Source organism: Marinobacterium profundum, from assembly GCF_001528745.1.
Lineage (GTDB): Bacteria > Pseudomonadota > Gammaproteobacteria > Pseudomonadales > Balneatricaceae > Marinobacterium_A > Marinobacterium_A profundum.
On record NZ_BCNS01000211.1, the window covers coordinates 93,739 to 119,109 of the forward strand.

The window sequence follows — 25,371 nt, forward strand, 5'->3', positions numbered from 1 at the left end:
GCCCGCCAAAACTGGTCTATTTTTAATGCACACCGCGCCGAAAACCGGCGCCAACTGGATTTTAATCGTCGTCGAATGTATAATATCGCGCTCTCTTTTACGCCACCTATCTTTCATCTTCTCGTAGGGCCTCTATGACAGATACCTCTCAGCAGCAATCTCGTCTCAAGGAACTGATCGCCCGAGGCAAGGAACAGGGTTACCTGACCTATTCCGAGGTAAACGATCATCTGCCAGAAGATATCGCTGATCCGGATCAAGTCGAAGACATCATCCGCATGATCAACGAACTGGGCATATCAGTTACCGAGGTAGCACCGGACGCTGAAACCCTCCTGATGACCGAAGGCGACTCGGCCGAAGAAGCGGACGAGGATGCGGTTGCCGCCCTCGCCGCTGTCGACTCCGAGGCCGGACGCACCACCGACCCGGTGCGCATGTACATGCGCGAAATGGGTACCGTTGAACTGCTGACCCGCGAAGGCGAAATTCTGATCGCCAAACGCATTGAGGAAGGCATCCGCGAAGTCATGTCCGCACTGGCATGCTTCCCGGGCTCCGTTGAAACTCTGCTCGGTGCCTATGAAGTAACCCTGCTGGAAGAAGGTCGCCTGAGCGATATCTTCAGCGGCTACATAGACCCCGACGAAAGCAACTTCGTACTCGAAGTACCGGAGACCGAAGAGGTCGACGAAGAAGACGATGACGACGATGATGACGACGATGACGATGACGACACCGAGGAAGAAAAGGACCGCGGTCCCGATCCCGAAGAGGCCCGTCAGCGCTTCGCCAACTTGCTGGACAAGCTTGAAGCCGTAAACCTCGTCATGGTCGACGCCAAACGCAACTCCCCGGAAGGCCTTAAAGCTTTGGCAATTCTGGGCGAAGCCTTTTCGCCGATCAAGCTGTCGCCGCGTTACTACGAGCTGCTGGCCACCCGCGTACGTGCCTGTGTTGCCCGCATCCGCGAGCAGGAAAGGTCCATCATGCGCATCTGCACCCAGCGTGCCCAGATGCCGCGCCGCGAGTTTATCAAGGCATTCCCGGGTAACGAATCCAATACCCAGTGGTTTGAAGAAATCATCGCCAAGGGCCCGGTCTACGCCGGCGCCATGCAGCGTAACCTTGTTGACCTGAAACGGGCGCAGAAGAAGCTGATCCAGATCCAGGATGAGGCCAAGATCGACCTCACCGAGATCAAGGAAATCAATCGTCGCATGTCGATTGGTGAAGCCCGCGCCCGCCGCGCCAAGAAGGAAATGGTCGAGGCCAACCTGCGTCTGGTTATTTCCATCGCCAAGAAGTACACCAACCGCGGCCTGCAGTTCCTCGACCTGATCCAGGAAGGCAACATCGGCCTGATGAAGGCGGTAGACAAATTCGAATACCGTCGCGGTTACAAGTTTTCGACCTACGCCACCTGGTGGATTCGTCAGGCGATTACACGCTCCATCGCCGACCAGGCACGCACCATCCGTATTCCGGTGCACATGATTGAGACCATCAACAAGCTCAATCGCATTTCCCGCCAGATGCTGCAGGAAATGGGCCGCGAAGCCACGCCGGAAGAACTGGCCGAGCGCATGGACATGCCGGAAGACAAAATCCGCAAGGTGCTGAAGATCGCCAAGGAGCCGATCTCCATGGAAACACCCATCGGCGACGATGAAGATTCCAGCCTCGGTGATTTTATCGAAGACATCACCCTGTCTTCACCGGTGGACTCCGCGACCGGCGAAGGCCTGCGTGAAGCGACCCGCGAAGTTCTGGCCGGCCTCACCGCCCGCGAAGCCAAAGTGCTGCGCATGCGTTTTGGTATCGACATGAACACGGATCACACGCTGGAAGAAGTCGGCAAGCAGTTCGACGTTACCCGCGAGCGAATTCGACAGATCGAAGCCAAGGCGTTGCGCAAACTGCGCCACCCCAGCCGCTCCGATCACCTGCGCAGTTTCCTCGACGAGTAAGCCGCAAGGCGTAACGCACGCACAAAAAACCGCAGCCCAGGCTGCGGTTTTTTTGTTATTGTGCCTTATACAGAGCCTGTAACCGCCCTGTAACCCTTGCTAGCAGCCTGTCGGGCTTGACCGATCGTATCGAGGGGAAGTCCATTTTGAGACAGTTTTTGAGCTCTTTTGAGACGAATAGTGGTTCTATTTAACACTTGGAACGCAGTGTAAAGAACCGCTTTAGCGGGGTCGCAGACCGAGGAGCCTGCGACGAGTAAAAAAGAGCGCGAAAAATGATCAAAATCGGCTTTTCCGCAGGAGATCAGCGTTAAGTCCGACAGGCTGCTAGAGCGCTTTCACGAAACACTTATCTGTCGATCGAGATTGTTTTGAGTGCTTCCTTACTTCGAGGTGGCCGGATATGGGCCGAGGTAAGATGAACGCGCTCTCACCGAAACATCAGAGCGGCTGTTGCCCTCCCCCCTTATGAGCAGAAAATTGCTCCTGCATTTTCTGGCTACCGGCCATCCATGGGCATATGCCGGCGGGCACTGAGGTCATTCGGCGATCAGGCCCGAAGGGGCGCAACAGTGACTGATACGCCTGCGATGAGGTACATGGATGTACCATCCGCGCAGCCCGCTGAATGATCTCAGAGCGCAGCTAATAAGCTTCATCGGGGCGCATGCTTCAAGGTAAAGAGCTTTGGTTGCTTTCTTTGCCTGTAACGCACCAGCAAGGCGCAACATGCGCCATCAAAGCGCCCTGAAACCCCAGCCTGCACAGGCTCCAACACAGCCACCTTAACCTCGTCTCAATCATCGCAATGAATCGATGTAAGATGAAAGAGCTCTAGAGCAAGAAGAAAACCACATGAATTTCAAACAGCTATTGGCTCCGGCTACAGCAGCCGTTATAATTCGCGCTCTTTGACGGACTCATTGCTCAGCTGGTTGAAGCTATAGACGCATAATCAGGGTCGACGAGATCGTACAGAAGGAAATTTGGTCCGTGGGGGCCTTTAGCTCAGTTGGTTAGAGCAATCGACTCATAATCGATCGGTCGCCAGTTCAAGTCTGGCAAGGCCCACCATCCCACGTATCATCCAGGTTTCAGAGCCCCCCCCTTAGACTCCCCCTTAGCAGCATATTTTCGTAGTCCTGGCTCGGTTAGCATGGAGCACGCCAAAAGCCGCCTCCAGCCTCCCGGATGAATGATCTTATCTGTACCGCTTAATGAAGTAATCAGATAAATCGCACAGGTTTTTCCCAGATCGCTAAAACAATACAGCCGTCTTCACTGAAAACTGTGTGGGCTGTACCTGGGGGGTTAATGCTCAGATTCCCCACCCCATGAAGCCCATTGTCATCTTGCTGGCTTCCCTCCAACACGAGTATGTGCTCATACCCCCTGTGTTCGTGCAGCGGCGCAGCGGCACCGGGGGCATATTTCAAAAGCGCTGCGCTGTAGCCTGTGTTATCAGTCTGTACTAACCAATGAACCTGAATGCCTTCATGAAAAGGCGCCCATGCATGCGGAGAGGACTTTATTATATCGAGGTCAAACGATAGTGGTGAGTTCATACTTCTCCCTGTAACGAAGAAACGATGTCGGTGACATGAGCGGTCCAACCCACAATAGCGCCTTGAGCCCGGATCATATCCAGGGTGCTGGCTTTAAACTCTTCGAAGTAGCTCTGTGTCGCTTCTTCTGCAAGTAAACATTCATAACCACGGTCGTTGGCTTCACGCATGGTTGACTGCACACAGACTTCGGTTGTCACACCAGCGAATATTAGCTGGGTTATATTCTTATTATCCAGAATGTCTTTGAGGCTCGTGTTGTAAAACGCGCCTTTGCCGGGCTTTACGAGGACAACTTCATCGGGAAGGGGGGCAAGCTCTGTAATGATCTCCGAGCCAGGTTCTCCATCGATCAGGATCCGCCCCATCGGACCGGGGTCACCGATACGCAGTGAGGCATCGCCACGCAAGCGCTTGGCAGGTGGACAATCGCTTAAATCGGCTGCATGAGCTTCCTTTGTATGAATAACAAGCAGGCCGGTATTTCGCGCCGCCTCCAGCAAGTCACGGCAGGGCTGGATCGCTTTGGCCAGTTTGGAAACATCATTGCCCAATGACTCGCCAAACCCACCCGGCTCGATAAAGTCGCGCTGCATATCGATAATGATCAGGGCTGTCCTCGACAGGTCTATCTGAAAGTCGAATGGCTGAGCTTTGATAAGGTGTGCCATCGGTTAATTTCCTGCCATGTGACGGCCGATCACCCGAAGGTCAGCGTCATCAATCGAAGTTTCATGGACAATTTCGCCATGAAACATCACGCCTATTCGATCTGATAGCTCGAATATCTCATCAAGGTCTTCACTCACCAATAGAACGGCAACACCTCTGTTGCGGGCTTTAATGATTTGCGAGCGGATGTCCGATACCGCGGCAAAATCCAACCCAAAAACAGGGTTGGCAACCACCAGCACATCGACATCCCCCGAGAGTTCGCGCGCCAGCACAGCGCGCTGTACATTTCCGCCAGACAAGGTACCAATCGGTGCATCGGGGCCTGACGTTTTTACATTATATTGCTGGATAAGTTCTTTCGATTTTTCGACAATTTTGCTGGGTTGTAACCACCAGCCACCCCTGGATTGGGGCGCGGTATCGAAGGTACGAAACGCCATATTTTCAGCCACGCTCATGCCTTTGACACAGGCGTTCTTCAGCGGCTCTTCCGGAAGACAAAAGACTTTACTTTCGCGCATCTCCTTGCGTGTAGCCCTGTACGTCTTGCCATGAACCCTGATCTCGCCCTCTGCGGGTTTACGCTGGCCGGCGAGAACCTCAACGAGCTCTTTTTGACCATTGCCAGACACACCAGCGATACCCAGGATCTCGCCACTCTTAACCCTTAGCGAGATACCCCTGACGGCCTGATGGCCGGTATCATCCAGCGCCGAAAGCCTAATAGTCTCCAGCCGGACTTCTTGTGAATGCTGTTGCTCTCTGGTCGCAGACTCCTGCAATATCTCGCTGCCCACCATCATCGCAGCCATATCATCTGGCGTCAGGTCTTTAACCAGGCCGCCGCCTATATATTTCCCCTGCCTTAGTACGGATACTTCATCTGCGTAACTCATCACTTCCCGGAACTTATGTGTGATCATTAACACTGTCAGACCCGCTCTCTGGGTCATATCACGTATGAGACCAAGAACCTCATCCGCCTCACCCGGCGTCAGTACCGAGGTAGGCTCATCAAGAATGAGGAATTTTGAGCCCAGGTAGAGCTGTTTCAAAATTTCCAGCTTTTGTTTTTCGCCAGCAGATAAATCATGCGCTTTGGTATCGAGGTTGATATCAAAAGGCATATTGGTCATAAATTCAACGAGCTGCCTTCGAGCCTTACTCCAATCAATAATTTTCGGAAGATCGGCACTCGCGAGCGTCATATTCTCCAGTACGGTCATATGGGGAACGACGGTAAAGTGCTGATAAACCATACCCAGACCAAGGGACTGCGCCTGTTGCGGGTTAGTGATCGCATATTCATGATTACCCACTAAAACATTTCCCTCTGTGGGTTCGTAATAACCCATAACGCACTTAACCAGAGTCGACTTTCCAGCACCGTTTTCACCTAGCAGTGCATGAAATGTGGCTGGACGAATTTTTAAAGAGACATTGTCCAGAGCCTTGAATTCACCAAACTGCTTCGTTAGTGAAATAATCTCAACACCCACAGCGGCGGCGGGATGCTGGAGCACGGTTTTTGCAGATAGACTCATATCTCCTCCTCCAAAGATCAAACGAGACCTTTGATGAAATCTTTTGAGTTCGAGACTGAACCAAAAACGCCGCCTTGCATCTTTACCATCTTAATCGCATGATCGTGATTGCCCTGATCAGTTGCTCCACAACAGTCTTCCAGCAGGACACACTCGAATCCCCGATCGTTCGCTTCGCGCATCGTGGTATGCACGCACACATCCGTCGTAATGCCGCTGAGTGCAATATTCTTAATTCCACGTGTATTGAGGATAAGCTCCAGATCCGTCGCGTAAAAAGATCCTTTACCCGGCTTATCGATAATTGGCTCGCCTTCAATCGGGTAGAGTTCGTCGATAATGTCCCAGCCGGGCTCACCACGAACAAGAATTTTTCCACAGGGGCCAGGGTCTCCGATACCCGCACCTATCTGGCGGGATCGCCAGCGCTTGTTGGCGGGTAAGTCCGACAGGTCAGGACGGTGACCTTCTCGTGTATGGATAATGTGATAACCTTTTTCACGCATCACTGTCAGTACATTCTTGATTGGTTCAATGGGCCCGCGTGTCATTGATATGTCATACCCCATCTGATCGACATAACCACCGATACCACAAAAATCAGTCTGCATATCAATAATGATCAGCGCGGTATTATCCGGCCTCAGATCGCCATTATAAGGCCAGCGATAAGGCTCCGCTTGAATGTAGTTTTCTGCCATCAGATATTTCCTTTATAGGTACGCGTAGGCACATCAAAGCCACAAACGGTGCCATCGGTTATTTTGACGGCATCTTCCCATGGGAGTTTGTATTGTCCTTGAATCATGTCGCTCATGTACGTGTAAGGACAGTCTTGCGCGCCCCCTTTCACAGCAACATAGGCTCGGTGTCCAAACTGGTAAATATTGTTTTCCACACCCCATTCGATGCGGGCTTCACGCACCAGATCCGGGCGTACCTCGGCGGAAATAATTTCATCAGGACGGCCACCGCCCTGGGCGATAAGGGTGCCATCAAAATTTACAATCATGCCCTCACCCATGGAATCAAAGCTCCCGTCTGATCCACACATGCAGACACTCGCCGTAACCATGAGATTGCAAAAAGCGTTGGATTGATTGGTGAACTTCCATGACTCACGAATCGGTGCGGTATAGCCCGCCGTACGAATCATTACTTCCGCCCCCTTGTAAGCGCACTCTCGCGCCATCTCGGGAAACATGCCGTCATGACAGATAATAAGCGCCAGCTTGACGCCCCTGGGGCCATCGCAAACTGGAATACCGACATCACCGGGTTCCCAGGGCTCAACCGGTACCCATGGATGCAGTTTTCGATAATAGAGCTTTACCGCGCCGTGATTATCGATGATGAAACCCGCGTTATAAGGATTACCCTCCGGGTTAAACTCCATAATAGAAAAACAGCCCCAGATATCGTTATCGATACAGGCCTGCTTGAATGCTTTCACCTCAGGCCCATCCATAGAGCACATTATCTCTGGATTGGTATCCATGCTAAGGCCATGCAGGGCATATTCTGGAAAAACAACAAGATCCATAGTCGCCAGGTTGCGTCTTGCTTTAGCAACCATCGATACAATTTTGTCTGCTTGATGCTGAAGGTCAGCTTTATTCTCTACGACCGGCAATTGCAACTGAACCATACCGATAACAACACCTTCAGGCGATTTATTTAATCCACCGAGTCCACTCATGTAGGTATTCCTTTGTTAACGGGTCACACTCAATTCCCCCGGCGCGCCAGCAAAACGATGCGTAGAGGAAGAGGAAAAGATCATAATAATCAGGGTCAGAATGTAGGGTGCCGCGTTAAATAGATAGTAGCCGCTAGTGATACCTACAGCTTGCAGGGCCGGCCCCAGAGCCCCGGCTCCACCAAAGAGAAGTGAGGCGTAAAAACAGTAAAGTGGATTCCAGCGCGCAAAAATTACCAATGCGACGGCTGTAATTCCCTGCCCGCTGCTCAAGCCTTCACTCCAGCTACCGGGATAATATAAAGAAAGGAAGGAGCCACCAACACCCGCGAGAAATCCCCCCGCCATGGTTGAAAAAGTTCGAACGCCCTTTACGGAAAACCCGATAGCCCGGGCAGCATCCTCGCTGTCACCCACTGTACGCAGCATCAAGCCCCAGCGGGTATGATTCAAAAAGAAGATGAGGCTCGGCACCAGTATCAGACCAATGATAAACAAGGCGTTAATTTCTAAAGCGGAGCGCACGGGTGCAAGATCACTCCACGAGCCTAGGGAGATAGCGGGTAGATTGGGCGCCTGGGGCTGAATGTAGTTTTTACCCAGGAAAAATGCCAAGCCCGTTCCCAGCATCATAAGCGCGATACCCAGGGCAATGTCATTCACTTTCGGCATATTACAGATCAGCGCATGCAATAGGCCAAACAGGCTACCGGCCAACCCGGCCACCAGAACACCCAGCCAGGCCGACCCCGTAAGATAGGAGACCGCGTAGCCACTCATGGCACCAAAAACCAGGGTTCCTTCAAGCCCCAGATTGATACGACCCGACCGCTCTGTAAGGCATTCACCCAGACTTACGAACAGGAAGGGGGTACTAACACGAATGGCGCCAGCGAAAACAGCCAAAGGGACTGACCACAAGCCAAGATCAACAGCTTCCATTACGCAGTCTCCTTCGGCTGAAAGATATTAAAACGCCCGAACAGCGTTTCACAGGCGAGAATAACGATAAAAATGATGCCTTGCAGTACATAGACCGTCGCATCCGGAAGATCCAAACGACGTTGCAGCAGGCCTCCACTCGCATCGATACCCGCCATTAAAATAGCGACCGGGATTATGGCCAAAGGGTTTTGACGCGCAAGAAAGGCAATCAGGATTCCAGTGTATCCATAGCCTGCGGCGAACGGCGCATTGGCAGCTCCGTGAACGGCGGCCACCTCAACCGCACCCGCAAGACCCGCCGCCGCCCCGGCAATTACACAGGTAATAACAAGCAGTCGCCCCACGGGCAGACCGGACATCGCGGCGGCACGCACGTTACCGCCCACCATCCGGGCCGAGAAACCAAATGTAGTGCGGTACATCAGTACATACGCACATGCACAAAAAATGATGCCCATGACCAGCCCCCAATGCACATCCATACCGGGGATTGAACCGATCATGTTTTCATCACCAATGGGGCGGGTTGAGGGCTTGTTCAGGCTGGATGGATCGCGCAATGGTCCTGAGACCATGTGATTAAGAATAGCGATCGCGATATAGCTTAAAAGCAGGCTGGAAATGGTTTCGTTAACACCCCGGACATGGCGAAGAAAACCGGAAGCACCAATCCATAACCCTCCCATCAGCATACCGCTTAAAATCATCACGGTTTGAATCATCAGAGGACTGCTTCCAGAAGGCAGAGTCAGGGCGATACCGGCTGCGCTGAGCCCACCGATGACCAAAGCGCCCTCCCCACCAATAATGACCATACCCAGGTGTGCGGGTAGTGCCGTACACAGAGCAGCCAGAATCAGTGGAGCGGCACGCTGCAGGGTGTTTTCTATCGAAAATGATGTGCCGAACGCACCCTTGTACATCAAAGCAAACACGTCCGCCGGGCTGCTGCCGGCAATCCAGACGAAGACCGCAAACAGGATCATCGATATCAGGATCGCCAATAACGGAATAAAAAGCGCTTCAATGGCACCCAAGGTGCGTGCGGAAATGGTCATTATGAACGCACGTCGCCAATAACGCCTGACACGAGATAGTCCATAGACTCCAGAGCGATGTCTGTTTGCGAATTAGACTGACCCGCCGCGATGACCACGTTACCCTTATTGTCCTTGATCTCACCCTTGTAGATAACGAATTCACCGGCCATAAATTGGGCTTTCACCGCATCGGCGTGTTCACGTGCTTCAGCGCTGACCGCAGGACCATAGGCTGAGGTTTTAACAACACCTTCTTTCAGCCCTCCACGTACCAGGTTAGGAATTTCCTCGCCCTTCAAATAGCTCGTGACGTAATCCGTGTAGACTTTTGCCCAGTTCCATTCGGCGCCGGTGAGATACCCCTTAGGCGCCAGAGACGCTTGAGAGGCGTGATAGCCACAGGAGTAAATGCCGCGTTTTTCAGCCGTCTCAACGATCACCTTGGGCCCATCTACGTGACAGGTGACCACATCAACACCCTGATCGATCAGGGAGTTAGTCGCTTCAGCTTCTTTTACGGGTTCAGACCAACCGCCAGTGAAGATCACCTGGGTTGTAATACTCGGATCAACAGATTGGGCACCCAGCGTAAATGAATTGATGTTACGCAGCACCTGAGGGATTGGAATTGCCGCGACAAAACCCAGCTTTTTAGTCTTGGACGCATAACCGGCCACAACACCTGACAGGTACTGAGCTTCGTCGATATAACCGAAATAGCTACCGGTATTTGCCGGGTGCTTACCCTCAGTCCACAAGCCACCGCAATGCAGGAATGTCAGGTCTTTATACTTGGCAGCCACTTTCAACATGTGCGGGTCGAAATAACCAAATGATGTTGGGAAGAGCAGCTTCGTATCATCCAGATTAATCATCGATTCCAGGGTTTTCTGAACGTCATTTGTTTCAGCGACATTCTCTTCCTCAATGACCTTCACTCCTGGAATGGACTTCAGCGCCGCCGCACCTTCGGCGTGGGCCTGGTTGTAGCCGTAATCATCTTTGGCTCCCACATAAACAAAGCCGATCGTGACCGTGCCGCCTGCCATAGCTGTTTTAACGAGCATGGATGAAGACACCATGCCCAAGGCACCGACACCGACCATGCCGCGAAGAACAGAACGTCTAGAAATGTTGTTTTTAACCGACATCGTGAATACTCCAAGTTCTATGGGTAACCCTGCGAGGTTTGAAACATTCCACCACTTGCAGGTGCTTCCGCATACTGCTAATTTCACACCATACCGATGCAAAAAATGCATCACACCACTTGGAGAGCTGAGTCGTACAGCATGAAACATCTGCAACCCTTGCACTACATCAATGCTGTCGCCAAGGCCGGGTCGATTCGCAAAGCAGCTGAAACACTCACACTGACGTCAACGGCGCTCAATCGCCGCATTCTGGCGATGGAGGAAGAGCTGGGCTATCAAATATTCGAGCGCATGCCCCAGGGTGTGCGGCTGTCTGCCGCAGGAGAGATTTTTATTCACCATATCCGTACACAGCTGACCGATATGGAAAGGGTTAAAAGCCAGATTGCTGATTTGTCCGGCGAAAGACGCGGACACGTCTCAATTGCGTGCAGTCAGGCGATGCTGTCCTACTTTCTGCCCGAGCAAGTCTCTCAGTATCGAGGGCGGCATCCCGCGGTCACCTTTGAGGTTTTGCTGCGCGATCGTGCAGCGGCTGAGGAGGCGTTAACAAATATGACAGCCGATCTGGCCATCGTGTTTGAGCCCGTTCGATTGACGGAGTTTCAGGTACTGCTCACCGTGCGGCAACCCGTACATGCTGTCATGCGCTCCGGCCATCCGCTGGCCCAAAGCGATAAGGTCAGATTGCGCGACTGTTTGCGTTTTCCTATCAGCTTGCCCTCGACTCCCTATGGAGTGCGGAATTTGTTGGAGATGGCGACACGACGCACCTCTTCAACGTTGAACCCCATGGTGGAGTCTGACAGCTTTGAATTTTTGCACCGCCATGCCATCGCGGAAGACATGATTACCTTTCAGATTCCGATCGGGCTGCCAATGGAAACGCTGTCTTCGGGCATGGTGAGCCGTCCAGTGGATGAAAGGGATGTACCGGCGGGGTCACTCTATATAGGACAATTAAAAAGCCGCATTTTACCAGTGGCGGCATCACGCTTTTCTGATCAGATTATCGAGACCTTTTTGAACAGGTATGTGTGCACATAGCGATTTCTGCACCCAGCAGCCCCACTCCAGCGAGGTACAAGTGCCGCCGATCATTATGCCGGGACGCCCCGGCGATATGCGCTGTACCAGCGCAGTCTATTATCCCGCGCCTGACTCTGATTGCAGGTATATTTTCTGATTGACTTCAGCAGGTTTGACTTCCCCTGCCGGCAAAACTAGATTGCCCTGTCCTTATCCTCCTATTCGTTTGGAAGCCTTTAGTGATCCTCACCCTGCTACCCCTGTTTTCGCTGTTGCTGAGCTGCTTTATCATGATGCTCGGCTTCGGACTTATCGGCCTGTTACTGCCCGTACGCATGGGCATTGAGGGCATGGGTACGGACACCATAGGTCTGGTGCTGTCGATGTATGCCGTCGGCATGCTGTTCGGTGGCCTCTATAGTCGTGTGCTGATTATTCGCGCCGGCCATATACGCATGTTTGCCGCAGTAGCAGCACTGGCCGCCATCAGTATTCTGGCCTGCGGCCTGTCCACCAACGCCTGGCTCTGGGGCGCCATGCGCATGCTGATGGGCTTTTGCATCGCCTGCACCTTTGCTGCCATCGACAGCTGGCTGAGTGAAAGCGCCACGGCCAAAACCCGTGGCCGCATCCTGGCAGCCAACCAGATCGTCATCATGGGCGCCTTTTTTATCGGTCAGTTCCTGCTGAACCTGGCGGACCCGAGTTCCCAAACCCTGTTCATGGTGGCTGGCATGCTGCTGGCCCTGGCGCTGGTGCCCATCGTCATGAGCCGAAAATCCGGCCCTGCGGTAGCGGATATCCGTTCCATGTCGATGCTGGACCTGTTCCGGTTATCGCCACTGGGCGTGGTTGCCTGCTTCTTCTGTGGTTTGCTTTACAGTGGTCTGCTAAACATGCTGCCACTGTTTGCCAGCAGTAATGGGCTCAGCGGTTTTGACCTGTCGCTCTTCATGGCTTCCGCCATCTTCGGCGCCTTTATACTGCAGATTCCAGTGGGCTTCCTGTCAGATCATTTCGACCGTCGAAGCGTGCTCTTCGTACTGCTTCTGATTACCATTGGTGCCTGCCTGTCGGTGCCGCTGCTGTCCGGGCTCGACAGTCGCTACCCGCTGATGCTGGCGATCGCCATCACCACTGGCATCATCGCCTGCATCTACCCCATGAGCATCTCCGAGACCTTCGACAAGGTGCTGCAGAATGATATGGTCGCCGCCATGGGTGGCCTTATCGCAATCTATGCACTGGGCAGCATCATAGGCCCCTATGCCGCATCCCTGGCCATGAAGCAGTTCGGTAACAATGCCCTGTTCCAGTTCCTGGCGGTACTTGAAACTCTGCTGGTGATCTTCGTTATTTATCGGATGAAAGTCCGTCACGCCCTGCCAGTGGAAGCGCAGGAGAAATTTGTTATGCATGGCCTGACCGGCTCCAGCTCTATCGAGATAGACCCGCGCTTTGAATACCACGCCCCTGAGCAGCCGCTGAGCGAAGCCGCTGCCGTCGCTGTGAAGGTGGCGCAGAATAATCCGGCCGCCGCCGTGCGCATGGCCGTCGCCCTGGCAGAAAGCGCCCCGCAGGAAGCGGCCCAGCTGGCAGTTGCCCTGAATCAGGTTGAGAAAGTAGATATAGCAAGGCTTTATGCAGCCATTACCACAGCAGCCCCGGAACTGAGCCTGGATATCGCCGAAGCCCTGGCCACCGCCTCACCGGAAAGCACCGATGAGCTGGTGACCTGGCTGGCCCGCGAGCGCCCCGAGCAGTTGTCGGGCATTCTGGTAGCCATTGCGGAAGCCGTGCCGGAACACAGTATGGACATCATCGGCAGCGCCGCCGAGTCCTTCGCTGAAACCCACGCCGAAGACGCCTCTGAAATCATGCTGGATCTGGCTGAAACCTATGCCAGCCATCTGTCCGAGGGCCTTGAGGAAATGCGTCCTGTCGACCGCGCCGCGACCTACCCTGAACATCAGGCCGCTGATCTCTATACACGGCTGTACGATGTCATGCCGGAACATGCTGCGGATCTGGCCTATACAGTGGCTGAAGCCATGCCAGAAGCCGCCACCGAAGTGGCCGAAGCCTATGTGCACAGCCTGATCGACGAGCCCGAGGAAGAGACTGCAGCCGAAGGCCAGGAAAATCAGGTAACAACTAGCGATACTGCCGAAGAGATAGCGCAGCAGGAAGCCGAAACACTCGAAAACAACGAGCGCGTGGCCGATGCCTTCAGCGACTACATTAGCCACAGTAGCGAGAGCATGCCGGACCAAACCATCGATGTCGCCGCCATGATGGTGGAGTCACGCCCTGATCTGGCGTCTGATGTCATCGAACAGCTGCAGGCGATGGAAGGCTTCGAGGAGCGCCTGTCATCGAATATTGAAGATAAGCCCCAGGACAGCATCTTCCCGGACTACGAACCGGACCCGGAAAAGCCCGCCAAGCCCTGAGTTCCAAGCTGAAAGCTCTAAGCTCTAAGCTCTAAGCTCTAAGCAGAAAGCTATCAGCTGGCAGCCTCTGCTACGAGCCGCTAGGCTTTGGTCAGATGCCACGGATTGGCATCGGCTCGACTAAGTTTCACGGAGGAAGCCATCATGTACCCCACAGCCACCCTGCTTATGGGCAGCGCCCTAGCCCTCGTACCCACCATAATCATCGCAGCACCTGCGCCCCTGATGCTGGCGAGCGAGGCGATAACTGCATCGGACCTGTCCAGCCTCGACTTCAGCCAATACAGCGTTAGCGAAAAGCTCGATGGCATTCGTGCCTACTGGAATGGACAGCAACTGCAAAGCCGCAACGGTTACCCGATCAGCACCCCGCCCTGGTTCACCCAGGGCTGGCCCGCCACGCCCATGGATGGCGAGCTGTGGATCGGTCGGGGCCGCTTTGCGGAAGTCTCCGGCATTAGCCGCCGCTATGAAGCCGATGATCCGCTCTGGCACCAGGTGCAGTATCGAGTATTTGACTTGCCGGCTCACCCAGCCACTTTCGATGGCCGCCAGAAGACCCTGCAACAGCTCCTGGCGCAGCTAGACCAATCCTGGGTAAGCATCATTGAACAGCACTTACTAGGCAGCCAGAGGCAATTTGAGGAGTATCTGGCGCAGGTTAGTGCCGAAGGCGGGGAAGGTTTGATGCTGCAAAGGCGCAACGCGCTCTATCAGATAGGCCGCAGCAGTGATGTACTCAAGTACAAACAATATCAGGATGCGGAAGCGGTGGTGACGGGGTACATGCCGGGCAGCGGCAAGTACGAGGGGATGGTCGGCGCCTTGCGGGTGGAAAATGATGCCGGACAACAGTTCAGCCTGGGCTCGGGGTTAAGTGACGCCCAACGGCGTGAACCGCCGCCGCTGGGCAGCCGCGTCACCTATCGCTATAACGGTCTCACAGCCAGCAAGCTGCCCCGCTTCGCCCGCTTTGTGCGCATAAGGCTTGATTAAGTACGCGGATTCGCGGCGAGGCGCCGCTCCTACGGAAACATATAGGGCCTGAAAGCCCGTAGGAGTCGCGTACCCAACCTCGGGCATGATACCCCGCGACTAAGCTTTTTGGCTCCGTTAATGCAGTTGCGCTGAACTGTGCAGCGCATCGCGGATTTCATGCTGGGGCTGGTAGCCGCTGACATGGCGCAGCAGCAGTGCCCGAAGGCCAGGGCAATCGTAGGCATCGCAGCAGGCTTCGATCTGCTGCAGCACAGGCGTTAGTTGTGCCAGGGACAGCTTCTCTTCGCTGGCCTTCATGATCATCGGGTGCGGCGTACCGGTAACATCATCGCCAATTAACAGCTCTTCGTAGAGCTTCTCGCCGTCGCGCAGGCCCGTGTATTCAATGGCGATATCACCGTCTGGGCTATCCTCGTCATGCACGGAGTAACCCGCCAGGCGAATCATCTGCTCCGCCATTTCGCGTATCTTCACCGGTTGACCCATCTCCAGCACGAAGACATCGCCGGATTGCGCCATGGCACCAGCCTGGATCACCAGCGCCGCAGCCTCGGGGATGGTCATAAAATAACGCGTCATTTCAGGATGCGTCACGGTGAGCGGGCCGCCAGCAGCTATCTGCTGGCGGAACAGCGGTATCACTGAACCCGAGGAGCCCAGTACATTGCCAAAACGCACTATGGCGAAGCGGGTCTGATGGCCCGGTTCCGCCGCCAATGCCTGCAGCACCAGCTCCGCGCAGCGCTTGGTGGCGCCCATCACATTGGTCGGGCGTACGGCCTTGTCCGATGAGATCAGCACAAAGTTTCGCACCCCCGTCACCTGCGCTGCCAGCGCCACAGCCAAAGTGCCCAGCAGGTTGTTGCGAACCCCCACCACCATATTGCGCTCAACAATGGGCACATGTTTGTAGGCTGCCGCATGGTAGAGGGTGGCGACCTGGTAGTGACTCAGCGTGCGCTCCAGCAACGGCTGCTCCGTGACTGACCCCAGTACGCCGACCAGCTCCACGCCGCTGGCAACACAGAACGGCGTCAGCTCCTGCTCAATTTGATAGAGCCCGTATTCGGAGCTGTCCAGCAGCACCAGGCATTTAGGCTGCTGAGTGATGATCTGACGGCACAGCTCAGAGCCGATCGAGCCTCCGGCACCGGTCACCATCACCACCTGGTCCTGGATATTCGCAGCCATAAGATGGGGATAGGGGGCGACTTCTTCGCGCCCCAGCACGTCGGCAATTTCGATTTCACGGATATCGCTCAGGGCCACCTTGCCACTGGCAATGTCCGACAGCCCCGGCAGCGTCAGCACCTTGACCGGCAGAGTTTCCAGCAGCGCCAGCAGCTCGCGGCGCCGCGCTCGCCCCGCCGAGGGCATGGCGAGCAGCACTTCCTCCGCCTCAAAGCGGTCAATAAGCTGCTCCAGCTGCTCCGGCGGATAGATCACCAGCCCGTGCACCTCCAGCCCCGCCAACGCTCGATTGTCGTCCACAAATGCCACGGCACTGAGTTCACTGGAGCTTTCGAGCGCCGTTGCCAGCTGACGCCCGGCGGACCCGGCACCATAGATAATCACCCGATCAGTGGTAGCAATGCGATGCAGGCCGCCGGGGAACTGCTGCAACAGCAGCCAGCGCGCCAGCAGGCGGCTGCCACCGATGACCACCAGGGCGATAAACCAGTAAATCGGCAACACCGAGCGTGGCACCCGCATATCGAAGCCAATCAAATAGGTCACGGCCGCCCAGATCAGCACGAACAGTGATACCGCCTTGACCACGGTCCAGAGCGCTCGCGGGCCTATATAGCGTGTTACAGCACGATAGAGCCCAAGGCGCACAAATACCGGCAGGGCGATGAGTGGCGCAATCAGATAGGCGGGCCAGTGCGCAAAGCCCATGGCATCCCATTCCCCGTAGCGCAACGCAAAGCTGAGCCAGCAAGTAGTCACCAGCGCCAGCACATCGAAAACAAGAAACACCAGTCGCTTCTGATTACGCGACAGGGACAGCACTTGATTCAGCATGGATATATCCGTTACGGGGTGGCCGACGCCGGAATGCGTCTGCGTATCAGGGCAGACTCCTGGCCAGCTTTTTAAGCCAGTCGAGCGCGCCCTCGGTCGCGTCCCAGGTGGCCCGCATGTCATCGCGGTAAAACCAGGCCTGATCCTCGCCTCCCAGGGTTATGCCGAATTCGTCCAGCTCGGGCTGGCGAATGCGTTTGAGACACAGGTAGCGTGCAACGTAGGGCAAATCAGTGTGGGCATCTCGCACCGCCGCCTCTGCGCCTGCCAGGTCGCCCAGACGAAACAGCGCCAGCACCTTGCCATAGCGCGTTTGCGGCGCTATATCGCCGTCATAGAGCTGCGCCAGAGTGAGTGCGTCCTTATCGCGCCCGCCCTTAAGGTAGGCATCCATCAACTCCCAGCGCAAACCATGGTTATCTTCGGCATTAAGCCGCAGTATCCACTCGCTCAGCTCAACGGCCTGGGCTTTGCGACCGGTATCATTCAGCAAAGTCACCAGCCGCATCAGCGCACGCAGTGCCGGCCTGTTCTCCGCTATAACCCAGGGCAGTTGGGTATCCTCAGCCACAGAGGCAGCAATAATCGCCCGGCTGCGGCGCAGTACCCGCTCCAGCAACTGTTGTGCTGCGGAATCACCCCAGAACTGCTCGTCCAGCAAGAGCGCGGCCAAGTCGTCCAGTATGTCGATATCATTCCAGGCCGTCGGATAGCGACTGAGCACCCCCATCCAGCGATCAAACAATTCTGGCTCCCAGGGATCCAGTTCTTCAAACCCATGGCCGACCGAATCAAAAGGCGGATACAGTGGGCACACCTTGGCCCAGCGCGAGCGCACGGACTTGGATGCAGCAGGCGCAATCAGCATGGCAGCGGGAGCTGGCTGACCATCAGGCCCCTCAATCGGCGGCAGCTCTTCAAGCTGATAGGGCGGCACCTCTGTGCTTTGCTGCTGCACTATCCAGCGGTACAGCTCCAGCAACTCCTCGGCGCCGGAGAGCTGCAGCATCATGCCCACAGGATCTTCCATAAAGCCCTTTAGCAGATCGACCTGAGGATCATCCTTGTGCAGGCCTGCGCGCAGCAGTTGGCGGCGCCAGAACTCGGCCCGCGGTGGTATTTCGCTCAGGCGTCCACCGGCCATCAGCAGCTGAATTTCAAGCACCCCCAGGCTATCGCTGTGGGGCGTATCGCGCTGGGCCCTCTGAAATGCCTGCCAGGCGGCCTTGTCGTCGCCTTCATCCATCAGAATACAGGCCAGACGCTGCCAGGCACCGCCACGCAATATCGACTTGGGCGCCTGCTCTACCAGCGTATCCAGCAACGCCCGCTTCTTGCGATGGAACCCCAGGGCGTCGTAACAGTTGCACAGCAGATTCAGCGCATAGTCGTGCAAGCTACCGGACTTGCTGGCCTGCTCAAGCGCGACCATGGGCTCAAGCAAGGCCGCAGACTTGCGCAACTGGTTTTGATCGAACAGCGCAATGGCCGCCTCAAGCAGGCCTTCCAGCGGTACTCGACGGCTGGCCACGGCCTTTTCCAGCAGGCCGAACTCCTGCAGCGCAGGAATGGCAAACACCCACACCTGCTCACTTTCGAGCGTCAGCGAGAAATTGCCCGTCAGGCGCTGACAGCATTGCTTGAACTTGGCGCCGGAACCACAGGCACAGGGGTCATTAGGCTTTAACTTCGGTAACGGACGGGGTTTGAAGTGATTCCCGGGCAAGGGCATGAACTGCCAGATTTCCCGCGCCAGATGCCCGGTCAGCGCCTCGACCGTACCCGGTGCCAGACCCTCATCGAACATGCCGGGCGCGCAGTAGGTATCAAAATTCTGCCGCAGCCACTGGCTGAAGGACTCGAAGTCTTCGACACGGAAAATCTCGCGCGCAGCGTCCTGCAACAGAGATTCAAGTTGGAGTGGTTCATCATCAGGCTCGAACGGATGCACAGTCAACCTTCGGTAATATCAGAATAATAGAAGCGGACGCCAGCATAACGACTGTAGCCATAGGGCGCAAAGGCTATCAGGGCCGCGCCCTTCTTTACCCAGGGCTCGCAACCAGCTCGGGGGCACCGGCCCTGAAGTACAAAGCCAGCACGATCAAAGGCGCATAGGCCAGCAAGATCGCCAGCGGGGGCCCCACCCAGCCCATCACGCACAGGGATGCCAGCGGCAGCAGCCAGCACAGATTAATAAGCAATACCCCAAGGGTTACAGTGCGATGGCTGGCGTAGCGTCGCGCTGCCTGCTGGTAGCCATGGCTGCAATGCGCCTGGGCCAGGCGCTGGTGCCGTAACAAGCGGTGCAGCAAGGTAACGCTGGCATCACAGACGAAGACCGCCAACAGAATCAGCCAACCTGCAAACAGCAGCAGCGACTGGTGCGCCGCCATAATCGACAGCAAACCGAGCATCAGGCCAATAAAACCACTACCGGCATCACCCATAAAAATACGCGCCGGCGGCCAGTTCCAGCACAGAAACCCCAGCGCCGCCGCCGCCAGCAGTGCGGGCAACAACAGATCGACCGGTGCCAGGCCCATCAGCCAGCCCAGCCAGCAGGCCCCAACACAGGCAGACACCACCTCAACCCCGGCGATGCCATCAATGCCGTCCATAAAGTTATACAGATTCAGCAGCCAGACCAGATAGAGCAACCCGACCCCAACACCGAGCAGACCCAGCTCCAGCGAGGCCCCAAACAGCGTCACCGGCGGCACACCGCCAAGCCAGAAAAGCCCCCAGCCCGCGGCCACAAAGTGCACCAGCAAGCGCCAGCGCGCCGCGACATCGCCTCGATCATCCAGCCAGCCAACCGCCGCCACCAGGGCACCCGCCCCCCCAAGGGCAGCAAAGGATTCCAGCGCCATAAGCCCCTGCAACCACAACAGCACCAGGGCGCCAAGAAATACCAATACAATGGCGATACCGCCACCGCGCGGAGTGGGAATTACATGGGAGCTGCGCCCATTAGGTACATCCAGCATACCGCCGGCCAGCGCATAACGCCGCACCAGGCCGGTGAGCAGCGCAGATAGGCCCAGGGCCAGCACGAGCCATCCGATCATCCCCCCCGCCTCAGGCATCCCTGGATTTCCCCCGACTGCACCCCGTAGGAGCGGTGCCTGTGGGAGCAGCGCCCTCGCCGCGAATCTCTTTGTAACTCTGCTTAGGCTCGCCGCCAAACCGCCTATCCATAAAATCATCCACCGTTTTCTGAATGCCGTCCTCCACCGAAACAGGAGGCTTCCAACCTAGCGTATCCATGGTATGAGACATATTCACCTGTAATGAATCACACAAGCGGGACAGACTGTCTTCGCGGCCAACCAGCCTCGCCCCCAGGCGCAGCAAGGATACCGGGCACGGCAGCAGCCGCGGCGACCTGCCCATGGCACGACTCAGGCACTCAATAAGCCCTGGCGTCGACAGATCCTCGTTATCGGACACCAGAAAGGTCTGATTCGCCGCGCCCGGATGATCGATACAAGTGATGATCAGATCCACCAGGTTATCCAGCCCCACCAGACTGCGCTGATTATCCACAGAGCCCAGCGGAAACACAGCCCCGCGCTTAATCCACTTCAACAGACTGCGAAAATTAGCCTTAACCCCAGGCCCATACACCAGCGGCGGCCGGATAATCACCACCTCCATACCCGTATCCCGCGAAAGCCTCCGCAGCCCCTGCTCCGCTTCCCATTTAGACAGCGCGTAAGGGTCGGTCGGCGCGCAAGGATCATCCGCCGTAAACGGCTGCCCGGCAGGAGTCGACTCACCATTCACCTTGATACTGCTGAGGAAGATAAAACGCCTGACGCCAGCCTGTGCCGCCGCGTGGGCAAGTTCAAGCGTCGCCGCAGTGTTCACTGCTCTAAAGGCTGTGAGCGGATCAGCCGCCGCGTCGTCGATAACGTGTACGCGGGCGGCGCAGTGGATAACGACACTGGTTTTATCTAGCGCCGCACGCAAACCAGTGCCGATGTTCGAGTCTTCGAGGTCGAACAGTACCTGCTCTTCATCTCTGCCACCAGACAGTGATCGCGAAGCCAATATCGGCCTTACAGCGGGCAACTCAAGCACCCGGTCTCGAATGGCACCGCCGACCAAACCGGAACTGCCCGTCAACAAGACGCTTATCGGGTCAATTAACATCAGTGACAATTCATATCTTCTAGTCGGCTTGATGAGCAATCATCCGGCGATAACAGGTTCTGATACAGCGCCGCATAGGCCTCCCCCATCCTTGCGCCGGTAAACAACTGCTCAAAACGCTCCCGGCCGCCACGCCCGAGCCGCGAGGCAAAAGCCGCGTCACTGCTCAGCTGATGCATAGCATCGGCTAATGCCTGCGGATTACGAGGCGGGACGATCAATCCAGTTTCCCGATGCTGATTGACGTAACTCATCCCGGATCCGATTTCAGCGGTAATCAGCGGCTTCGCCATCATCTGTGCTTCGAGCAGACAGACGCCAAAGGCTTCGGAGCGCAGGTAAGAGGGCAGCACAAAGGCTCTGCACAATGACAGCAGCGCTATTTTATCGTCGTCCGAGATGCGCCCCAAGAACCTGACCGAGGCTGCACCGGCCATATTGGCCTGAGTTTTCAGAGTGTCAGCTTCCGGGCCGGCGCCGGCAATGACGACCGGAAGACCCGATTGGGCAGCGGCCTTGATCAAGATATCCAGCCCCTTGTAGTACCGCAGTACACCAATGAAGAAAAAGAAGTCTTGGCCTACGCGCACCTGCCATTCGGCCTCTAAAGACTGATGGACCGACGGATAACTGGCCTTATCGATTCCGATTGGGATCACCCGAGTCTTTTCCTGGTAACGCCTCAGCACAGGGCTAGTGTCCCGATACTGTGGTGATGTTGCGACGATACAGTCAACCGATCGAAGAAACTCATGCATCAATGGCGAGTAGAGCCGTCGTAAAAGCCGTTGACGAATGATATCCGAGTGATAGGTGACCACAGAGGGCTTTTTTACCCCTGTCAGTAGATGAAACAGGTCGGCGACGGGCCAGGGACAGTGGTAATGGACGATATCAGCCCAGTCGACGAGTTTTTTAAACTCACTGAGGCCCGTTCGGGGAATAGACGATGAAGCTATATCGGTTAGCCTAGGCAAGCGAGTAACCCTTATTCCATCCACATATACATGGTCTATCGCTGCAACTTCTCCTGAAACCATCATGACCTGGCTAACAAAACCCAATGGTCGAGTATTGATCGAGATCTGACGAACAACCTCCTCTAAACCTCCCTGGGTATCAGGAAAAAAGGTTCTGTAAACATGCAGTACACGAACGCTCATGAATCTTTTACAACCTTGCGTATGACAGACATAAGTTTGTCCGCCCCCGTAGCCCAATCCCAGTCTACTGACTCAATATCAGGCTTGACCAAAGCCTCAAAGTTCGAACTGTAAAGCCTTTCAACCATCTCGAAGATCGAATCCTCTGTAGGTTGATGGTATAGCGCAGCATCTCCTGCAGCCTCCCTCATCGCCGGGACATCGGAACAAACTATCGGGCATCCGAGCAACCTGGCCTCCAGCAACGGCATACCAAAGCCTTCGTAGAGTGAAGGCATCCAGACACAAAGCGCCTTGCAATAAAGTGCCGCCAAGTCACACTTGGGCAGATAGTCCATAATGATATAACGTTCAGGATAGGCCTCGACCCAGCTAAATAAGTCGCTATTCTTCCAACCAGAACGTCCAACAAATATTAGTGGTACAGGCGAACAAAGTTCGTGATGTTCGATATAGTGGTTGTAGGCCTCAATAAGCGCTCGAAGGTTCTTACGTGGTTCAAGTGTTCCAACAACCAAAACAAATCGATCAGGGAAATTTAGTTTAATTTTTGAAGATCTTTCGTGACTTCTATCTGATTGCTCAAATTGAGAAAACGGTTTAATGATGCAATCAGTTTTCCGATCATAGAATTCATTCAATTCAACTGCTGTCGCATAAGAATTACATATAATACTATCAGCACGAATTACAGCGAGCCGCTGTAAAATACGCCTTGCCCAGCGACCTTTAAAAGACATGGTTTTTGGGAATCGCCTATAGACAAAATCGTGAATGGTAACAACAACCTTAGTCGGCATTAAAAGATTGAAAACTCCATTTGATGCCCAGTAGGCGTCAACCCGATCCCTTAGCATATAAAAAGGGACGCACAACCTCCAGATAAAACAAAGCACGCAGTTATTTGAAACAAAAGTTCTTGGAGAAACAACTTCAACATTAGCAGAAAAATAAAAATCTATATTTCGAGGACAATAAACAATAAAAAAATCCTCTTTATTTCTTAAAGCCATAAACTTTAGCAACAATAATGTATAAAAACCTACACCTGTAAGATCTTTTGATAAGGAATATCCGTCGACAGCTATTTTCATTTAAAAATCAGATCCTCAACTTTGACAAGGCATGTTTGTAAATTTCGTCATACTTCATTGCCACGAACTTACTTGAAAAAACGTCTGGGTTTAAAACTTCTCTAACACAAAATGAAAATGAAAACTCATCCATTGGATTAACATTAGGAAATATAGCTAATAGCTCTGCCGCTCCTCCTTTCGGATTTATCCACACAGGCTTTCCTGCAACTGCACACTCTACGATAGCGCGGCCAAAAGGTTCGTTCCATTGCAAAGGAAAAACAACATGGTCGACTTTTGATATGAAGTTATTAACATCCGTATAGCCTAGCTTTTCGATAGCTCCCACATTAAGGCTAGACTCAACTATATTAATATACTTCCGACAACCGGACCCGGCAACCACAGGAATAACTTTATAATCCTCTCCAATCTTAGATTGAATATTTTTTACAAACTGCAAAAAATTTCCGTATCCTTTCTGCTCTTCCAATCTACCTATATAACCAACTCTGATCACACCATTGTTAATATCACTTGGTAGCCTATTAACTCCCGCCATCTCTACTGAGTTATAAACACTAAATGAAGCAGCTTCATTAAAATAACCTAATGCCTTATGTACATTAACCATATACTGACTAACCCCAACAAAACAATCTACTTTCTTAGAGTTATACTTTTTCAATATCGATGAAATCCTATAGAAATAACTTTGTGGATCAATACATTTATTATTTCGAAACAAGGTCGAATTAGGCCCTAAAAGATAGTAATCTCTAGCAGTATGAACGATCTTGCATTTATTTTTATAGGCTGAAGACCAAACGCTAACCGAGAAGCATGAAAGATTATTTGTGTGAACAACATCTGGCTTTATCTGACTAATAAGGTCGTCTATATCTTTTTTAGCTTTAAAATTAAAAAAATCGATAACATGCCATACAAACTTTAAAAGCACAGGCTTTTTAGCGCCGAAGGGCCAATACAGATTACGTATAGGGAAATAGTTAACATTAACCCCGTTCAACTCAACTGAAATGTAATTTTTTTTATCATGCACAACAGCGACATGAACCTGATGACCAATCCGAACCAAAGCCTCTGCCAACAACTGGACTGACTTCTCAGCGCCCCCAACCTTAAAAGGATAATAAAGCGTATTAACAATTAGCACTTTCAATTATTAAAACTCATAATATTTAAAGTATCTCCGGCATAGCCTGAGGCCTTAAAGGGGCGAAATAAAAGGCTATCTATTGAACTCAAGGCGCTACATCACCCCTCAACCGCAGCAGAGCTCGACGCTCACCCGCTTTGTCCTGATTCTAAATGTACTCTCGTACCATCTTTTCATCCAGGTCAACCGTCGATACGAAGTGACCTCTCGCCTAGAAGTGCTCGCCATTGAAATTTCACTGGCGGCCTTTTAGTTTCTAGGCGATGGCGATTGTACTTTTTCCATTGAGGTAGCCAGCCACATTGAATACCGAGTATTTCGGCGAAATGTTGATACACATGTGGATATGACCCTGCCTCTCAGGTGGCCTTCAACGATTTTCACCGCCGTGCGCTTGGCCAACTCATGGAAAATTTCCTCCAAGTGCCGCCGCAGTTTCCCGCAGATCAGTTTGCGGTGTTTCTTCGAGATGAGCACTACATGGTATCTACAATCCCAGCACGTATGCGCCAAACTTTCGTCATTTCGCATAGTGCTACCTTCATCTTTCTTGGTCGAAAAACGAAGGTATTAACCCGGCGGGTTAATACATGAAGCATGGGATCTTTCATCATTGGCAGCAGGCCAATGCGAACGCCATCTCTTCGCCCCAAAGAAGGCCAGCAAGTCCATGCACTTGCGCTAGTTTTTCTGGCG

General features: G+C 53.9%; 20 protein-coding genes and 1 tRNA gene. 5 read left to right on the forward strand and 16 right to left on the reverse strand.

The window, feature by feature from the left end:
• Positions 1 to 134: 134 nt before the first annotated feature.
• Positions 135 to 1,970, forward strand: a complete 1,836-nt coding sequence (gene rpoD / locus MPRO_RS24370; protein ID WP_067298952.1) for an RNA polymerase sigma factor RpoD — start codon at positions 135 to 137, stop codon at positions 1,968 to 1,970.
• 997 nt (positions 1,971 to 2,967) lie between these two features.
• Positions 2,968 to 3,044 (forward strand) — tRNA-Ile (locus MPRO_RS24375).
• Between the two features lie 152 nt (positions 3,045 to 3,196).
• On the opposite strand, the gene MPRO_RS24380 is transcribed toward MPRO_RS24375, so the two are convergent.
• The 8 genes from MPRO_RS24380 to MPRO_RS24415 are packed head-to-tail and all read right to left on the reverse strand — an operon-like array spanning position 3,197 to position 10,589.
• Positions 3,197 to 3,535 (reverse strand): cupin domain-containing protein, encoded by a 339-nt coding sequence (locus MPRO_RS24380; protein ID WP_067298954.1) that lies wholly within the window; start codon positions 3,533 to 3,535, stop codon positions 3,197 to 3,199.
• Positions 3,532 to 4,206, reverse strand: a complete 675-nt coding sequence (locus MPRO_RS25585; RefSeq protein WP_067298956.1) for a cysteine hydrolase family protein — start codon at positions 4,204 to 4,206, stop codon at positions 3,532 to 3,534. The genes MPRO_RS24380 and MPRO_RS25585 overlap by 4 nt, the downstream gene beginning before the upstream one ends.
• 3 nt (positions 4,207 to 4,209) lie before the next feature.
• On the reverse strand, positions 4,210 to 5,754 hold the full coding sequence (locus tag MPRO_RS24390; RefSeq protein WP_067298958.1) for an ABC transporter ATP-binding protein: 1,545 nt from the start codon (positions 5,752 to 5,754) through the stop codon (positions 4,210 to 4,212).
• A gap of 17 nt (positions 5,755 to 5,771) precedes the next feature.
• Positions 5,772 to 6,455 (reverse strand): biuret amidohydrolase, encoded by a 684-nt coding sequence (gene biuH / locus MPRO_RS24395; protein WP_067298960.1) that lies wholly within the window; start codon positions 6,453 to 6,455, stop codon positions 5,772 to 5,774.
• Positions 6,455 to 7,453, reverse strand: coding sequence for a formamidase (locus tag MPRO_RS24400; RefSeq protein WP_067298962.1), 999 nt, complete (start codon positions 7,451 to 7,453; stop codon positions 6,455 to 6,457). Before MPRO_RS24400 ends, biuH begins: the two co-directional genes overlap by 1 nt.
• Positions 7,454 to 7,468: 15 nt before the next feature.
• Positions 7,469 to 8,395 (reverse strand): ABC transporter permease, encoded by a 927-nt coding sequence (locus tag MPRO_RS24405; protein WP_067298964.1) that lies wholly within the window; start codon positions 8,393 to 8,395, stop codon positions 7,469 to 7,471.
• Positions 8,395 to 9,456 (reverse strand): ABC transporter permease, encoded by a 1,062-nt coding sequence (locus tag MPRO_RS24410; RefSeq protein WP_067298966.1) that lies wholly within the window; start codon positions 9,454 to 9,456, stop codon positions 8,395 to 8,397. The genes MPRO_RS24405 and MPRO_RS24410 overlap by 1 nt, the downstream gene beginning before the upstream one ends.
• Positions 9,456 to 10,589, reverse strand: a complete 1,134-nt coding sequence (locus MPRO_RS24415) for a BMP family ABC transporter substrate-binding protein (protein ID WP_067298968.1) — start codon at positions 10,587 to 10,589, stop codon at positions 9,456 to 9,458. The genes MPRO_RS24410 and MPRO_RS24415 overlap by 1 nt, the downstream gene beginning before the upstream one ends.
• A gap of 141 nt (positions 10,590 to 10,730) precedes the next feature.
• Between MPRO_RS24415 and MPRO_RS24420 the strand changes: the two genes are divergently transcribed.
• The 3 genes from MPRO_RS24420 (at position 10,731) to MPRO_RS24430 (ending at position 15,070) form a co-directional block, all read left to right on the forward strand.
• A complete protein-coding gene (locus MPRO_RS24420) occupies positions 10,731 to 11,639 on the forward strand; it encodes a LysR family transcriptional regulator (protein ID WP_067298970.1) in 909 nt (302 codons plus the stop codon).
• Positions 11,640 to 11,860: 221 nt separating this feature from the next.
• Positions 11,861 to 14,074, forward strand: a complete 2,214-nt coding sequence (locus tag MPRO_RS24425) for an MFS transporter (protein ID WP_067298972.1) — start codon at positions 11,861 to 11,863, stop codon at positions 14,072 to 14,074.
• 144 nt (positions 14,075 to 14,218) lie between these two features.
• A complete protein-coding gene (locus MPRO_RS24430; RefSeq protein ID WP_067298974.1) occupies positions 14,219 to 15,070 on the forward strand; it encodes a DNA ligase in 852 nt (283 codons plus the stop codon).
• Positions 15,071 to 15,187: 117 nt separating this feature from the next.
• On the opposite strand, the gene MPRO_RS24435 is transcribed toward MPRO_RS24430, so the two are convergent.
• The 8 genes from MPRO_RS24435 to MPRO_RS25360 all read right to left on the reverse strand — a co-directional run bounded on the left by MPRO_RS24435 (position 15,188) and on the right by MPRO_RS25360 (position 25,206).
• Positions 15,188 to 17,098 (reverse strand): polysaccharide biosynthesis protein, encoded by a 1,911-nt coding sequence (locus MPRO_RS24435; protein WP_067298976.1) that lies wholly within the window; start codon positions 17,096 to 17,098, stop codon positions 15,188 to 15,190.
• Positions 17,099 to 17,144: 46 nt separating this feature from the next.
• Positions 17,145 to 19,001 carry an SEC-C domain-containing protein gene (locus MPRO_RS24440; RefSeq protein ID WP_158651929.1) on the reverse strand — a complete coding sequence of 619 codons (1,857 nt, stop codon included), beginning with the start codon at positions 18,999 to 19,001 and terminating at the stop codon, positions 17,145 to 17,147.
• 142 nt (positions 19,002 to 19,143) lie between these two features.
• The gene (locus MPRO_RS24445; RefSeq protein WP_067298980.1) at positions 19,144 to 20,169 is read right to left on the reverse strand and encodes an MraY family glycosyltransferase; all 1,026 of its coding nucleotides are present in this window, start codon (positions 20,167 to 20,169) and stop codon (positions 19,144 to 19,146) included.
• Positions 20,170 to 20,179: 10 nt separating this feature from the next.
• Positions 20,180 to 21,256, reverse strand: coding sequence for a UDP-glucose 4-epimerase family protein (locus MPRO_RS24450; protein ID WP_082709102.1), 1,077 nt, complete (start codon positions 21,254 to 21,256; stop codon positions 20,180 to 20,182).
• Positions 21,256 to 22,419, reverse strand: coding sequence for a glycosyltransferase (locus tag MPRO_RS24455; protein ID WP_082709103.1), 1,164 nt, complete (start codon positions 22,417 to 22,419; stop codon positions 21,256 to 21,258). The genes MPRO_RS24450 and MPRO_RS24455 overlap by 1 nt, the downstream gene beginning before the upstream one ends.
• Positions 22,416 to 23,513, reverse strand: a complete 1,098-nt coding sequence (locus tag MPRO_RS24460) for a glycosyltransferase family 4 protein (RefSeq protein WP_082709104.1) — start codon at positions 23,511 to 23,513, stop codon at positions 22,416 to 22,418. The genes MPRO_RS24455 and MPRO_RS24460 overlap by 4 nt, the downstream gene beginning before the upstream one ends.
• Positions 23,514 to 23,520: 7 nt before the next feature.
• Positions 23,521 to 24,672, reverse strand: coding sequence for a glycosyltransferase (locus MPRO_RS24465; RefSeq protein WP_245635197.1), 1,152 nt, complete (start codon positions 24,670 to 24,672; stop codon positions 23,521 to 23,523).
• Between the two features lie 252 nt (positions 24,673 to 24,924).
• Entirely contained in the window at positions 24,925 to 25,206 is a 282-nt protein-coding gene (locus tag MPRO_RS25360; protein ID WP_439646793.1) for a transposase, read from the reverse strand.
• Between the last annotated feature and the right edge of the window lie 165 nt (positions 25,207 to 25,371).